Annotated in this window: 9 protein-coding genes; 5 read left to right on the top strand and 4 right to left on the bottom strand. The window is 71.9% G+C overall.

Annotated elements, in window-relative coordinates; all coding sequences use genetic code 11:
- Positions 1 to 492: 492 nt before the first annotated feature.
- Positions 493 to 1,047, bottom strand: a complete 555-nt coding sequence (locus ACFWM2_RS34485) for a MarR family winged helix-turn-helix transcriptional regulator (RefSeq protein WP_383288142.1) — start codon at positions 1,045 to 1,047, stop codon at positions 493 to 495.
- A 172-nt stretch (positions 1,048 to 1,219) separates the two neighbouring features.
- Here ACFWM2_RS34485 and ACFWM2_RS34480 point away from each other — a divergent pair, with 172 nt between their 5' ends.
- From ACFWM2_RS34480 to ACFWM2_RS34470, 3 genes are all read left to right on the top strand, one after another.
- Positions 1,220 to 2,497, top strand: coding sequence for an MFS transporter (locus ACFWM2_RS34480; protein WP_383288139.1), 1,278 nt, complete (start codon positions 1,220 to 1,222; stop codon positions 2,495 to 2,497).
- Between the two features lie 261 nt (positions 2,498 to 2,758).
- Positions 2,759 to 3,601, top strand: coding sequence for a helix-turn-helix domain-containing protein (locus ACFWM2_RS34475; RefSeq protein WP_383288137.1), 843 nt, complete (start codon positions 2,759 to 2,761; stop codon positions 3,599 to 3,601).
- Positions 3,602 to 3,674: 73 nt separating this feature from the next.
- Complete coding sequence (locus ACFWM2_RS34470; protein ID WP_383288134.1) at positions 3,675 to 4,286, top strand: dihydrofolate reductase family protein; 612 nt, start codon at positions 3,675 to 3,677, stop codon at positions 4,284 to 4,286.
- 102 nt (positions 4,287 to 4,388) lie between these two features.
- Here ACFWM2_RS34470 and ACFWM2_RS34465 read toward each other — a convergent pair whose 3' ends face one another.
- Complete coding sequence (locus ACFWM2_RS34465) at positions 4,389 to 6,071, bottom strand: SpoIIE family protein phosphatase (RefSeq protein WP_383288131.1); 1,683 nt, start codon at positions 6,069 to 6,071, stop codon at positions 4,389 to 4,391.
- A 124-nt stretch (positions 6,072 to 6,195) separates the two neighbouring features.
- Complete coding sequence (locus tag ACFWM2_RS34460) at positions 6,196 to 7,596, bottom strand: NAD(P)/FAD-dependent oxidoreductase (RefSeq protein WP_383288129.1); 1,401 nt, start codon at positions 7,594 to 7,596, stop codon at positions 6,196 to 6,198.
- A 377-nt stretch (positions 7,597 to 7,973) separates the two neighbouring features.
- Here ACFWM2_RS34460 and ACFWM2_RS34455 point away from each other — a divergent pair, with 377 nt between their 5' ends.
- Both ACFWM2_RS34455 and ACFWM2_RS34450 read left to right on the top strand, forming a co-directional pair.
- The gene (locus ACFWM2_RS34455; protein WP_383288126.1) at positions 7,974 to 8,738 is read left to right on the top strand and encodes a TetR/AcrR family transcriptional regulator; all 765 of its coding nucleotides are present in this window, start codon (positions 7,974 to 7,976) and stop codon (positions 8,736 to 8,738) included.
- A 332-nt stretch (positions 8,739 to 9,070) separates the two neighbouring features.
- Positions 9,071 to 10,993 (top strand): sigma-70 family RNA polymerase sigma factor, encoded by a 1,923-nt coding sequence (locus tag ACFWM2_RS34450; protein WP_383288123.1) that lies wholly within the window; start codon positions 9,071 to 9,073, stop codon positions 10,991 to 10,993.
- Here the strand turns inward: ACFWM2_RS34450 and ACFWM2_RS34445 are convergent.
- On the bottom strand, positions 10,980 to 14,300 hold the full coding sequence (locus ACFWM2_RS34445; RefSeq protein WP_383288120.1) for a BTAD domain-containing putative transcriptional regulator: 3,321 nt from the start codon (positions 14,298 to 14,300) through the stop codon (positions 10,980 to 10,982). The genes ACFWM2_RS34450 and ACFWM2_RS34445 overlap by 14 nt on opposite strands.
- Positions 14,301 to 14,773: the final 473 nt, after the last annotated feature.

Genomic DNA, 14,773 nt, shown 5'->3' with positions numbered 1-14,773 from the left:
GCTGTTGAGTTCTCAAGGAACGGACGCTTCCTTTGTACTCACCCTCTCGGGCTTTCCTCCGGGCGCTTCCCTTCGGTCTTGCGTTTCCGACTCTACCAGACCGTTTCCGGTTCCGATTTCCTCGGTGCTTTCCAGGTTTCCGCTTCCGCGTTTCCCTTTCCGGCGAGTCCGACTCTATCAGATCCTTTCGGGCCTGATTCCCAGTCAGCGGGGGTTGTCTTCCCGGCCGTTGGGCCGTTCCGACGTCCCAAACTTTAGCGGATCCGCTCGGCGGTTCCTAATCGGAGCCGCCGAACCCAAATCGAATTGAATTCGGGCACGCCGAAATTCAACCCGGTAGGGAGATCGTGCTGGTGGTTTGGTGCCGCTCCTGCGGCGGGATGTGCTGTCGCAGAACCGTTACGGCTCCGTGGCAACTCGAAGAACCTTACGGATCCGGCAGGGGGGTGTCAAGCCGCTCTGTCAAGATCTTTTAGGGCCCGCGCGGCGGCCTCAGTCCAGATCAGTGAGACGTCCGCCGGCGTCCGGCTGGGCGTGCTCCACCCGACGCAACAGCCGGGTCAGCATCTCGCCCAGGACACCGCGCTCCTCTGTGGAGAGGTCCTGGAGGAGGTCCTCCTCGAAGACCGTGGCCAGGCGCATCGCCTCCAGCCACTTCTCGCGGCCCTCACCGGTGAGGGCCACGATGACGCGGACGCGGTTCGACTCGTCCCGCTCCCTGGTGACCAGCCCCTCCGTGACCATGCGGTCGATCCGGTGGGTCATCGCGGCCGGCGTGAGGCCCAGCCGCTTGGCCAGGTCGCTCGGGCCCAGACGATAGGGCGCGCCGGAGAGGACCAGAGCCTTGAGCACCTCCCACTCGGCGTTGCTGATGCCGAGGGTGGCGGTCTGCCGGCCGTACGCGACGTGCATCCGTCGGTTGAGCCGGCCCAGCGCCGAGACGATCTTCTCGACCTGGGGATCGAGGTCCTGGAACTCGCGCTGGTAGGCCTCGATCTGCTCTTCGAGGGTCGGCTCGCTGACGCCGACGCCGGGGATGTCACCCATGGCCGCAGTATGGCACGCCTTCGCTTGGCATCGAAGTCCTTCGGGGTGTACTGTTTAGCTCTGAACTTTAGCTTTGAAGTCTTCAGAGCTAACTCCTCGTACACCTCGGACCGGCTCCCCCTCGGGGGGTCGGCCGGTCCGCGTTCCAAGGCAGGTGAAAGTGACCAGGGCGATGGGCGCAGCGATGCGCCGGATCCACGTGGGCAACGCACTCAGCGCGTTCGGGCTCGGCTTCACGGTTCCGTATCTCTACGTCTATGTGGCGCAGGTACGGGATCTGGGAGCCATGACTGCGGGTCTTGTACTCGCCGTCTTCGCCGTGGCCGCGCTTGTCGTGCTTCCGTTCGCCGGACGGGCCATCGTCCGGCGCGGTCCGCGGCCGGTCCTCATCGCCGCCCTGATCACCGCCGCCGTCGGTGCGCTGAGCCTGGGGCTCGCGGGCAGCGCCACCTCCGTACTGCTGTCGGCCGCGGCCCTCGGTGCCGGGCAGGCCGTGATGCAGCCGGCGCTCGCCACGATGATCGTGGACTGCTCGTCCGCGGGCACGCGGTCGCGCGCCTTCGCGACGCAGTTCTTCCTGCAGAACCTGGGACTCGGCGTCGGCGGTCTGATCGGTGGCCACCTCGTCGACACCACGCGCGTCGGCTCCTTCACGCTGCTGTTCGCGATCGAGGCGGCGATGTTCCTGCTGCTCGCCGGGATCATGGCGACGGTTCGGATGCCGCACGCGCCGAAGGTGGAGGACGCGCCGCAGGCCGCGGGCGGCAGCTGGAAGCGGCTGCTCGGGAACCGGGCCATGGTGCAGCTGTGCGTGCTCGGCTTCGTGCTGTTCTTCGCCTGCTACGGGCAGTTCGAGTCCGGGCTGAGCGCGTACGGCGTCGAGGCGGCGGGCATCTCGACCTCCGCGCTCGGTACGGCACTGGCGGCGAACACGGCGATGATCGTGGTCGCGCAGTTCGCGGTGCTGAAGTTCGTCGAGCGCCGGAAGCGGTCTCGGGTGATCGCGGCGGTCGGGCTCATCTGGGCCGTCGCGTGGGTCGTCGCGGGGTATGCCGGGCTCGGGCACGGCAGCAGGACGATGGCCACGGCTGCGTTCGTCTCGACGTACGCGCTGTTCGGGCTCGGGGAGGCGATGCTGTCGCCGACGGTCGCTCCGCTGGTGGCCGATCTGGCGCCAAGCGGTATGGCGGGGCAGTACAACTCCGCTTTCGCTCTGGTGAAGCAGCTTGCCCTGGCGGTCGGCCCCGCGGTGGGTGGCCCCATGGGGGCGTCGCTGCACGCGCCGTACGTGGTGACGTTCCTGCTCTTCTCCCTCAGCATCACGTACCTGGCCATCCGCCTCGGCCGCGAGCTCACGCCCGTACAGAACCAGCCGTCCCTGGCCAAGAGCCGCGTCGTCGCGCAAGGCGCGCCGCGGCACCCCGCGCGAGACGCCTCCCCAGCGGCCTGACCGCCGTACGCCGGGCCCCCGGCAGCGGGCCCGCCGAGCCCGGCACCCACGGGGTACGGCCCGGGTGGGCACACTCCCGTGCCTGCCTGGGCACCCGGCGCGGGTGCTGGCGTTCGGGTGAGCCCCTCCCCCACCTGCATAGGCACCCGGCGCGGGTGCTGACGTAGAGGTGGGTCGGCGAGCCCGGCGCCGCGGGGGTGCCGCTGCGCCCACCCTCCCCCACCCTCGCGAACTGAACTGTCAGGCGGCCACACTGGGTCCATGGAATACGTCGGCAGAGTGCCCGCTCCGCCGCTCGACCGGTTCATCGACGACATCTACTGTCTGACCGGGGTGCCGCACCACCGGCTGATGAATGTCCCGCCGATGCCGTCGGCGCACTTGTTCCTGCACCTGGGCGGGCCCGTCCGCCTGTGGGACTCCGACCCTTCGGTGCCGCCGGCGGTGTTCACGGACGGGTGGTTCATGGGCGTATGGACCAGGCGCTTCCTCTTCGAGTACCCCACGCAGGTGCGGCTCGTCGGAGTGCACTTCAAACCCTGGGGCATGTCGCCGTTCGTCGACATGCCGGCGGCCGAGCTGCGTAACCGGTGGGCGCCGGTCGATGCCGTGTGGCAACGCTCTGTGGACCGGATTCGAAACCGGGTCGGCGAGGTCGCGTCGGCCGCCGAGACATTGCGGGTGCTGGAGGAGGAGCTGCGGTCACGACTTGCCGGGGCCCCGGCGCGCGGGCTCGACCTGGTCGAGCACACAGGTGGGTGTCTGGAGACCTCGTACGGCACGATCCCGGTCGGTGCGCTGGCCGATGCCGCCGGGGTGAGTGGCAATCACCTGGCCAACCTGTTCAAGGCTCATGTGGGTGTCACCCCGAAGCGGGTGGCGCGGATCTACCGCTTTGCGCGGCTGATCGTGTCCGTGGACGCCCTGCGCCCGGTCGACTGGGCCGACCTTGCCCAAACGGCGGGCTACTTCGACCATGCTCACTTCAGCAGGGAGTTCAAGGACTTCACCGGCCACACTCCCACGGAGTACCTGGCCCTGCGGCGTCGATTCCCCACCGAGCGGGGACGTCCGCAGGACACCGGCCCGATGCCCGCCGATTGATTTCTTACATGCCCGGATCCCCACGGCGCGAAAGGATTGCGGAGAACCCGCAAGGAGACTCCGAGGAGGGCCCGTGGGCACGGTGATCATGCACAGCGTGGTGTCGGTGGACGGCTTCATCGCCGACGAGAAGGGCGAGGTCGGTCCCCTTCACGAGTGGTACTTCAGCGGGGACGTCCCGATCGTCGTAGGTGGGGACGAGCAGTACGACCATTCCGGAGCCGGAAGCGGCATCAGGGTCTCGCGTGCGTCGGCAGACTATGTCCGCTCGATGTGGGAGTCGATCGGCACGATTGTGATGGGCCGCAACCTGTTCGACCAGGTGAACGGCTGGGAGGGCAAGCCACCCGCGGGCGATCACGTGGTCGTGGTGTCCCACCGGCCCAAGCCCGAGGGGTGGCACCCCGAGGCGTCCTACCATTTCGTCGATGGCGCGGCGGCCGCGATCGAAAAGGCCCGGGAGCTCGCAGGCGAGCGGATCGTCGCTGTGAATGCCGGCGAAGCGGGCGCCCACATCCTCGCGGCCGGTCTCGTGGACGAGGTGGCGATGGACATGGTCCCGGTGGTGTTCGGGTCGGGCAGACGCTACTTCGGCGGCATCGAAGGGCAGCATCTGCTGGAGGATCCACACGTGGTCATCCAAGGCGACAGGGTGCTGCACCTGAGGTTCAAGGTACGCCGCTAGAGATCTTCAGCGGCTGAGGTCACGGCAGTCGGAAGTCGATCCCGGTCGGCGACGCGAGGCGAGCGACACCCACCGAGCCGCCGCCGGTTGGGGCGCCCCCGGTCACTGCCCCGCGCGCGGCAGTGCGAACTCGCACCAGACCGCCTTGCCGCCTCCCGGCGTACGCCGGGACCCCCAGCCGGAGGCGATCGTGGCGACGATGGCGATCCCACGCCCCGCCTCGTCCGCGGGATCGGCCCGCCGCCGCCGCGGCAGATGATCGTCCCCGTCGGTGACCTCGATGATCAGACGACGGTCGGTACGGCGCAGCCGCAACCGCATCGGCGGCGTCCCGTGCTGAAGCGAATTGGCGACCAGCTCACTGGCGGCGAGAACCCCGAGGTCATGCAGCTCACGCGAGAAGCGCCAACTGGTGAGCACGCCGGAGGCGAACGCACGCGCGCGTGGCGTCGCCTCCACACCCCCCAGCAGTTCCAGCGCAGCATTGCGGAAGAGCTCACTGTCGGGACCGGTCCGGGCCGGGTGCTGAAGGACGAGGACGGCCACGTCGTCGTCGTGGTCGGCGGTGACGCCGGCCGAGCGGACCAGCCGGTCGCAGACCACCTGCGGCGTCCCCGTGGCACCGGCCAGCGCCCGCTGCAACGCGGCGATCCCCTCGTCCAGGTCCTCGTTGCGGCGCTCGACGAGACCGTCCGTGTAGAGGACGGCCGTGGCACCGGGGCCCAGCGGGACCGAGCCCGACGCGTACATCCAGCCGCCCGTGCCGAGCGGGGGCCCGGTGGGTTCGTCCGCCCGGAGCACGACGCCGCTCTCGTCCCGGACGAGGATCGGCAGGTGGCCCGCGGACGCGTACACCAGCCGCCCCTCGTTGGGGTCGTGGACGGCGTACACGCAGGTGGCGATCTGGTTGGCGTCGATCTCCGTGGCGAGTCCGTCGAGGAGTTGCAGCACCTCGTGCGGGGGCAGATCCAGACGGGCGTACGCGCGTACGGCCGTCCGCAGTTGGCCCATGACGGCCGCCGCGCGCACCCCGCGGCCCATGACGTCGCCGATGACGAGCGCCGTGCGGCCGCCGCCCAGGGTGATCACGTCGTACCAGTCGCCGCCGACCGCGGCCTCCGTGCCGCCGGGCTGGTAGGTGGCCGCGATGCGCAGGTCGTCGGGCTCCTCCAGCTCCTGGGGGAGGAGGGAGCGCTGGAGGGTGACGGCCGTCTCGCGCTGGCTGCGCTCGCTGGCGCGCAACCGCTCGGCGGCCTCGGCGTGGTCGGTGACGTCGGTCGCGAAGATCAGTACGCCCCCGTCCCCGCCCTTGCCGTCGGACACCTCGTCGCCTTCGGGGCCGGCGGGGACGTCGACCGGAGTGCAGGTGAAGGTGTAGGACCGGCCGTCGGGGGCCTTGCGGGACTTGACCGTGCGCGGCTTGGCGCTGCGCAGGACCTGGTCGAGCAGCGGCAGGAGCCCCAGCTCGTCCAGCTCCGGCAGCGCCGCACGCGCGGGCTCACCTGCGGGACGTACACCGAAGGCCGCCACGTACGCGTCGTTGACGTACGCGACGCGGTGGTCGGGGCCGTGCAGCAGGGCGACGAGGGCCGGTACGCGGTCGAGGACCTCGCGCACCGGCAGTTCGTCGACGGCGGGCACCGGCGCGTCGCCGGTCAGCTGCTCGGCCCGGGCCGCGGGCACGGCCCCTTCCCCCCGCCGGTCCGGGGAGACCGCATGCTCGGTCCGCGCTGCGGCGCGGCGCTGCGTTCCGGGGAGTCGGGCGCTCCAGCGCGTGAAGTTCACCTGGGAAAAGCCTCATGGGGTTCGAAGAGCGAGCGGTGGGCCCGCCCAAGGTAGGGGACCAGTCTGGCCGACCGGACCGGCATCCGTCAGACGCCGGCCTGTCCGGGGGAGTTCCTGGGTCCGGTCAGGACGACCCCTTCGGGTCCTGAGGAGGCTTTCCACCGGCCGCGAGTTCGAACTCCGCACGGGGATGTTCGAGTGAACCGAGGGACACGATCTCCCTCTTGAAGAGCCCCGACAGCGTCCATTCGGCCAGTACACGGGCCTTGCGGTTGAAGGTGGGCACCCTGCTCAGGTGGTAGGCGCGGTGCATGAGCCAGGCAGGGTAGCCCTTGAGCTTGCGCCCGTAGACATGCGCTACGCCCTTGTGCAGCCCGAGGGAGGCGACCGAACCGACGTACGTGTGGGAGTACGTCTCCAGCTCTTCGCCGCGCAGCGAGTGGACGATGTTGTCGCCGAGGACCTTGGCCTGGCGCACCGCGTGCTGGGCGTTGGGCGCGGTCTCCTTGCCGGGCTCCTGGGCCGTGACGTCCGGGACGGCCGCGGCGTCTCCGGCGGCCCACGCGTGCGGGGCGCCGTCCACGGTCAGCTGGGGGGTGCACTTGAGGCGCCCGCGTTCGTCCAGCGGCAGGTCGGTGGCAGCGAGCAGGGGGTGCGGCTTCACTCCGGCGGTCCATACGACCGTACGTGTGGGGAAGCGTGCGCCGTCGCTCAGGACGGCGACCCGGTCCACGCAGGATTCGAGCCGCGTGTGCAGCCGTACGTCGATGTTGCGCCGTCGCAGTTCGGTGACCGCGTACTTGCCCATCTCCTCGCCGACCTCGGGGAGGATGCGGTTCGTGGCCTCCACGAGGATCCACTTCATGTCCTCGGGCTGGACGTTGTGGTAGTACCGCGCGGCATAGCGGGCCATGTCCTCCAGCTCGCCGAGCGCCTCCACACCCGCGTAACCGCCCCCTACGAAGACGAAGGTCAGGGCCGCGTCACGGATCGCGGGGTCGCGGGTCGAGGAGGCGATGTCCATCTGCTCGATGACGTGGTTGCGCAGGCCGATGGCTTCCTCGACGGTCTTGAAGCCGATGCCGTGCTCGGCGAGCCCGGGGACGGGGAGGGCCCGCGAGACGGAGCCGGGCGCGAGGACGAGTTCGTCGTAGGTGATCTGCTCCGCGCCCGCGCCCTCCTCCTCGGTGGCCAGCGTGACGAGGGTGGCCGTGCGCTTGGCGTGGTCGATCGACTTGACCTCGCCGACGACGACCTTGCACTGGCCGAGGACCCGGCGCAGGGGTACGACGACGTGGCGCGGCGAGATGGAGCCGGCGGCCGCCTCCGGCAGGAACGGCTGATACGTCATATATGGGTCGGGGGAGATCATGACGACTTCGACGTCGCCTCCCTTGAGCTCCCGTTTCAGCTTCCGCTGCAGACTCAGCGCGGTGTACAGCCCCACGTAGCCGCCGCCGACGATGAGAATGCGTGCAGTCTTCCGGGCTTCGGGGGTCGTCCCCTGATTGATCGCAGCCGTCACCACACCATGACGCACCCGACTCAGGAGTTTGTCCACAGGCCCGGCAATTTGTGTGACCGGCCGCCGTCGTCGCCCAGGGTTGGCCGATTTGCCGGAGCGCGAGAGAAGTTCGCAGGTCAGGTGGGGCGAACGAAGGGCCGAGAGGGGAAGCAATCGGGACGTAACCGACCCGTACTCCGATCGGGGGGCGCTCTGTGCGGAACCTGCCCCTTCTGAATTGACCCCCTCTCAACTATGTTCGTGTGTCGACGGGGTGTAGGGGGATGCGCTCGGCGAGTCCGCGAGACGGGCTCGTGAAACACGCTCGTTCCACACGCTCCGGCTACCGATGACGGGGAGAGTCTCCGGGGGGAGACGTCATTACCGGGGGAACGCTTATGCACATTCAGGACTCTCATTGGGCTTCCGCTTCTGCCATCGCACCGAGTGGTGCGGTCGGCGCGGCAGGCGGCAACGGACGCGGTCCGGGGGACGCTTCACGGACGACCCCGCTGCGCGTGGACGCACAGCGCAATCTCGAACACGTACTGCGCGCGGCGCGCGAGGTCTTCGGCGAGCTGGGGTACGGCGCGCCGATGGAGGACGTCGCGCGGCGCGCCCGGGTCGGTGTCGGCACGGTCTACCGGCGCTTCCCGAGCAAGGACGTCCTGGTGCGCCGGATAGCCGAGGAGGAGACTTCCCGGCTGACCGGCCAGGCGCGCTCGGCTCTCGGCCAGGAGGACGAGCCGTGGTCGGCGCTGTCGCGCTTCCTGCGGACGTCGGTGGCCTCCGGCGCCGGCCGGCTGCTGCCGCCGCAGGTGCTGCGGGTGGGAGTCTCCGACGAGGAGGCCGAGGGTCTTCTCGTGGACGAGGCGCGGGTGCCGCAGCAGCGGTCCCAGTCCACCGCGGAACTGCGGCTCGTCGAGGACGCGGAGCCCGACATCGCTGACGACACCGGTGCGGCCGCCCTGCTGGAGGTCGTCGGGCAGCTCGTGGAGCGGGCCCGCGCGGCGGGCGAGCTGCGACCGGACGTGACGGTCTCGGACGTCCTGCTGGTGATCGCCACGGCGGCGCCCTCGCTGCCGGACGCCGCCCAGCAGGCCGCGGCCTCGGCCCGACTGCTGGACATCCTGCTGGAGGGACTGCGGTCGCGCCCGCTGTAGGCGACGGTCACCGGGCTTGTGACGGAGGCCTCGGGTGTGGGCGACGGTCACCGGACGCGCGACGGACGTCTCCGCTGCCGGTATGGGGGCGGCGGCCGGTGCGGGATCGGTGACCGGCTCCAGCGCCGGGCATTCCGGTCATTTCATGCCATGAGCAACTCCCGTTCCGGGGAAGTCCGTTGAGTCTTCCCCGAACGGGTGAACGCTAGTGCTGCCGTATGGGAAGTCCCCACGGACGAGTGGTTGGTCCGTACTACAGGGCCCGCAATGGGTCCCGTGTGGCACGCTTTCCCGGTATCCGGGTCCGAGTGTGCAGGCGGGGGCATTCCGCAATGAGCGTTGACGGGCGGGACGAGTCACTCGGTGACGGGGGCGCGGAGGCCGGCGGGCCGGCTCCGCGGCATGTGCCCAGTCAGGGTGGCCCCGCGAGGAGCGGCGGCCCGGTCGGGCCCCCCACCGCGGGCCCCGGCAAGGACGGCGGTTCCGATCCCAGCGTCCCTCCCCAGCGCGAGCGACGGGACGAGGGCGTACTGCCGCCACCGGTCGAACTCCCGCCCTCCGACGCCGATCTGATCGCCCGCATGCGCGCGGGCGACGACACGGCGTACGAGGCCCTCTACCGCCGGCACGCGGATGCCGTACGCCGCTATGCCCGTACCTGCTGCCGCGACGGACACACCGCGGACGACCTCACGGCCGAGGTGTTCGCCCGCATGCTCCAGGCGGTACGCGGCGGCAGCGGCCCCGAGCACGCCGTACGCGCGTATCTTCTGACGACCGTCCGGCGCGTCGCCGCGAACTGGACGAAGACCGCGAAGCGGGAGCAACTGGTGGACGACTTCGCGGTGTTCGCCGCGCAGGCCGTCCGCAGTTCCGAGGTCTCCGACGACGACACCCTCGACCTGGGCGCGGACGTACGGGCGATGCACGAGGCCGAGCAGTCCATGGCCATGCAGGCGTTCCGTTCGCTTCCGGAGCGCTGGCAGGCCGTGCTGTGGCACACGGAGGTCGAGGACGAGTCGCCGAGCGAGGTCGCCACGCTCTTCGGTCTGGACGCCAACGGCACGCGCGTCCTTGCCAGTCGGGCCCGTGAAGGCCTCAAGCAGGCCTATCTCCAGGCGCATGTCAGCGCCACGCTGATCATGGACGAGGAGTGCGCGCGTTACGCGGACCGGCTCGGCGCCTACGCCCGCGGCGGGCTGCGCACCCGGGCCGAGCGCGGGCTGCGCAAGCACCTGGAGGAGTGCGCCAAGTGCCGCCTCGCGGCGGGCCAGATCAAGGAAGTTGCCAGCGGGATTCCCGCGGTCGTACCGCTCGCGGTCATCGGCTGGTTCGGAGCCGCCGGGTACGCGAAGGCGGTCGCGCTCATCGCCGGCGGTGCCGGCGCGGGTGCGGCGGGCGCCGCGGGCGCGGCCTCCGCGGCGGGCGGCTCAGGCGGGGCGAGCGCCGGTGGTGGCGCGGCGGCCTCGGAGGGTCTCGGCGCACCGGTGAAGGCAGGTATCGCGGCGGGTGTCGTCGCGGTGGCCGCCGCGGCGCTGGCGCTCGCGCTGGCGGGCAGTGACGGCGCCGCCAAGAAGCCCGAGGCCAAGCCGGATACCTCGCACGCGGTCGAGTCGGAACCACCGGCACCGACCCCGAACCCGCCGAAGGACGCACCCGCGCAGCGGCCGCTGCCGATCGCCGCCCCCACGCCGGCCCCGACTCCCCCGCCGAAGGCGACCCCGTCCAAGGCCAAGCCGTCGCCGGCGCCCACCAAGGCGAAGCCGAAGCCCACGCCGCCCCGGCCGGCCCCGAAGCCCACCCCGCCCCCGCCGCCCGCCCCGGCCGTCTACCAGTGGAACGAGCTGAAGTACGGCATCACCGGCGACGGCACGGCACCCGAGATGCGGCTCGGCGAGAGCAGCTGGGTGTGGCAGCGGTGGGGTGTCTCGATCGCCGACCGGCAGTACGCGCACGGCGTGACCGTCCACGGCAGGTCCTCGGTGACCATCGACCTCAACCGCAGCTGCACGGCGTACGACGCGATGGTCGGGGTCGACGACATGATGCTGGGACTGGGCAGGCTCCGCTTCTCCGTGTACGCCGACGGATCCCGTCAGTGGCAGTCGCCGCTGATCAGGGGCGGCGACCCGGCGGTTCCCGTCCATGTGAACCTCAACGGCCGCAGGACGATCCGCCTGGTCGTCGAACCCCACACCGCGTTCGACTCCGTCGCGTTGGCGGACTGGGCCGAGTCGAAGTTCATGTGCCGGTGACGCCGGCGGCGTCCTGCAGGGCGTCCGCCAGGTCCTTCAGCACGTCGTCCGGGGTGGAGTCCGCGCCCCTGGCCCGCTCGGACTCGTAGCGGGGGCGGCCGAGGGCCGCGCGTGCGTCGGCCTCGATCCGTTCGGCGTCGGAGCGCTCCCGCCTCGGCCGGGCATGACCGCCGCGCCAGCGTCCGGATGCGGCGAGCAGCCGGACCGCGCGCGGCAGATCGCCTGACTCGGCCAGCAGCCGGGCCGCGTGGTCGGCGAGCGCGCCCGTCACCCACTCCGCGCAGCGCGAGTCCACCGCCTCGCGCAGGGCGTCGGCCATCAGCCGCAGACCCCGCATCGGACCGGACTCGGCGGCCGCGGCCAGGGCGTCCATCTGGTTCAGGACGGCGGCGAACTGCGGTGGCGGGCTCCCCCGCCCGGCCTCCGTACGCGCCGCGTCGCTGAGCTCCCGCGCCCGGGCCGTCTCCCCGTCGTCCAGCGCCAACTGGGCCCGCAGCAGGAGGACGAAGGCACGGGAGTCGATCACCCCGTAGCGATCGGCCGCCGCGCTCGCCTCGTCCAGCTGCGCCTCGGCTCCGGGACGGTCCCCCGTGCGGTAGGCGATCTCGGCGAGACGGGCCATGAGGAACGGCGTCTCCGCCTGGGCGCCCACTTCGTAGGCGAGGCGCAGGGCTTCCGCGTACTCGTCCTTCGCCTCGTCGAACGCGCCGAGGGCCATCGCCCGCTCACCGGCCGCGCTGGAGGTCTGCGCGCGCATCCAGCGGTCGCCGACCCGGCGGCTGAGGGCGCGCAGTTCCGTCAGGTCGTCTTCCACGTCCCGCAGGCCGCCCGGTGAGTCGACGACCAGATGCGTACGGAACATCAGGCTGACGCCGATCTCCCAGTCGCCGCCGAACTCACGGCAGTTGGCGACGGTCGCGTCCATGGCGGACAGCGTGTCCTCGCTGCCGCCCAGGAAGAAGACGGCCAGCCCCCAGGCGAGGCCGGGCAACCGAGCCGCGTCCGGGCCGCCCTTCTCGAAGGCGCCCCGCGTCCGCCGGACGTATTCCTCCGAGACCTCGTCGCGCAGGAGCTCCGCCGGCTGGGCCTCCGAGACGAGGAAGAGGTGCTGCATCCGCAGCCTCATCCGCATGCCGTGCAGCGGATGGGTCTCCTCGGCGTCGGCCCCGGCCACGTACGACCTGGTCGCGTCGATGGTGGCCAGCCTGTCGAGGATGTCGTCGCCCAGGGGCTCGCCGGTGTCCAGGACCACTCCGAGCTGTAGGACGCGGCTCGTCCACTCGATGCCCTCGCGGCGGAAGTTGCGGAGCCACCAGAACCAGCCGATGTCGAGGGCGAGAGCGCCCGCTTCCTCCTCGGCGCCGGCGGCGGTCGCGCGGTGGAGGGCCGCCCTGATGTTGTCGAGCTCGGTCTCCAGGCGGCGGATCCACGGGAGTTGGCCGCCGGAGCGGATCTGGGGCTCGGCCTCCGCGAGCAGCGCGCGCACCCATGCGCGGTGCCGGAGCTCGGCCGCGCCGCGCCGGTCCGGCTGTTCGGCGGCGCGCTCGGTGGCGTACTCGTGGATGGTCTCCAGCATGCGGTAGCGCATGCCGCTGCTGCGGGTGGTGCCGGCGCCGCCGTCCTCGTACGGGGTCGCGACGATCAGGGACTTGTCGACGAGTGCTCCGACCAGGTCGGACACCGGGCCGGTGCATACGGCCTCGGCGGCGGCGAGGTCCCAGCCGCCCGCGAACACGGACGCCTCGCGCAGCACGGTCCGCTCCCCCTCGTCGAGCAGGTCCCAGGACCAGTCGACGACGGCACGCAGGGTCTGCTGGCGGGGCAGCACCGTACGACTGCCGGAGGTGAGCAGCCGGAAGCGGTCGTCGAGGCGGTCGGCGATCTGCCGGGGGGTGAGCAGCCGCAGCCGGGCGGCGGCCAGCTCGATGGCCAGGGGCAGCCCGTCGAGCCGGCGGCAGATCTCGTCGACGGCCTCGGGGTCGTGCGCCGCGTCCCCGGCGGGGCGCACCGCGGCGGCGCGCTCCATGAAGAGGCGGTGCGCGGACACCGGCGGCAGCGGCTCGACCGGGCGGACGGACTCGCCTGGCACGCCCAGCGGTTCACGGCTGGTGGCGAGGATCGTGAGCCCCGGGCAGCGGGTCAGGAGCGTCTCCGCGAGGGCGGCGGCGGCGCCGATGACATGCTCGCAGTTGTCAAGGATCAGCAGCAGGCTGCGCGGAGCGCAGTACTCCACGAGGAGGGCGACGGGGTCGTCCTGCGCGACCGCCGCCGACATCTCGCTGGTGATCAACGCCGTCTCACGCAGGCCGAGGGCGCTGACCACCGCACTGGCGACCGCCTCCGGCCGGTCGAGCGGGGCGAGCTCGGCCAGCCAGGCCTGCGGAAGCCCGGCGGCGGCTTCCTCGGCGAGGCGGGTCTTTCCGGAGCCGCCCGATCCGGTCAGGGTGACCAGGCGTGCCCTCTGCACATCCGAACGGATGGCCTCGATCTCCGGTTCCCGCCCGACGAACGAGTTCAGCCGGCGCCGGATGTTCCCCCGCGGCTCGCCCCGGGCGCCGTCGGGTTCGGCCCCCGGGCCCGGGCTCGGGTCCAGCAACTCCTGGTGCAGGGCACGCAGTTCCGCCCCGGGGTCCGCGCCCAGCCCGTCCAGCAGGGCGCGGCGCACACCCTCGTACGCGGCGAGCGCGTCCGCGTGGCGGCCCGTGTCGCGCAGGGCGCGGATGAGCAGGGCGTGCAGTGGTTCGTCGTACGGGTGGTCCGCCGTCAGCGCCTGCAACTCCGGTACGGCGTCGGGGGCGCGGCCCAGTCGCAGGTCCGCCGCGAGCCGGGTGCGCGTCGCCTCCAGGCGCAGCGCTTCCGGGCGGGTCGCGGCGGCGCGGTCGGGGAGGTCGGCGAGGGCGGGGCCGCGCCACAGGGCGAGGCCCTCGCGGAGCAGGCCGGCGGCGACATCGGCATCTCCTCGGCCGAGGGCCGCCTTGCCGTCCCGCACCAGCCCTTCGAACAAGAACAGGTCTACGTCGTCCGGTGCGGCGGCGAGCCGGTAGCCGCCGGGTTCCGAGGTGACCGCGTCCTTGCCGAGGGCTCGGCGCAGCCGCCCGACGAGGGCCTGCAGTGCGGCCGGTGCGTCCTGGGGCGGGTCCTCCGCCCACACCTCGTCGATGAGGGTCTCCGGGGTGGCCGTGCGGCCGGGGTGCAGGGCGAGGACTGTGAGCAGGGTGCGCAGGCGGGGGCCGCCTACGGGTACGGGCGTCCCCTGGTCGTCCTCCGCCTGGGTAACGCCCAGGATTCTGTACCGCACCCCACCCATTCTCCCCGCCCATCCCCCCACAGCACCCCCTTTCCCCCGGCCCGGCGGCCCCCTTCCCTGCCCCGGGCGGGCAGTCTCCCCCACCTCCACCTCCACCGGCACCCGCCCCTGGCGCCACGTCCCAGCGGCAGGTCGGCAAGCCGAGCGGAGCGCTTACGCGGTGCCGCCCGGGTGAGCCCACTCCCCCACCCGCATGGGCACCGTGCGCTGGCGCCGCGCAGGGACGGGTCAGCGAGCCCGGCGCCTAGGGGGTGCCGCCCGGGTGGGCTCACCTCCCTACCCGCATAGGCACCCTGCGTCGGTGCCGGCGTAGAGGTGGGTCGGCGAGCCCGGCGCCCACAGGGTGCCGCCCAGGCGGGCAAACTCCCCTACCTGCCTGGGCACCGCGCGCTGGTGCCGGCGTGGGGGTGGGTCGGCGAGCCAGGCGCCGCGGGGGTGTCGCTGCGCCCACCCTCCCCCACTCTCGGCTCCGC

Source organism: Streptomyces sp. NPDC058371 (assembly GCF_042723265.1).
In the GTDB taxonomy this organism is placed as follows: Bacteria; Actinomycetota; Actinomycetes; order Streptomycetales; family Streptomycetaceae; genus Streptomyces.
This window is presented reverse-complemented; position numbering and strand designations above follow the sequence as displayed.

Coding starts and splice junctions, on each gene's coding strand:
- ACFWM2_RS34485 (WP_383288142.1), bottom strand. CDS start 1,047: ATGGGTGACATCCCCGGCGTCGGCGTCAGCGAGCCGACCCTCGAAGAG.
- ACFWM2_RS34455 (WP_383288126.1), top strand. CDS start 7,974: ATGCACATTCAGGACTCTCATTGGGCTTCCGCTTCTGCCATCGCACCG.
- ACFWM2_RS34480 (WP_383288139.1), top strand. CDS start 1,220: ATGGGCGCAGCGATGCGCCGGATCCACGTGGGCAACGCACTCAGCGCG.
- ACFWM2_RS34450 (WP_383288123.1), top strand. CDS start 9,071: ATGAGCGTTGACGGGCGGGACGAGTCACTCGGTGACGGGGGCGCGGAG.
- ACFWM2_RS34445 (WP_383288120.1), bottom strand. CDS start 14,300: ATGGGTGGGGTGCGGTACAGAATCCTGGGCGTTACCCAGGCGGAGGAC.
- ACFWM2_RS34475 (WP_383288137.1), top strand. CDS start 2,759: ATGGAATACGTCGGCAGAGTGCCCGCTCCGCCGCTCGACCGGTTCATC.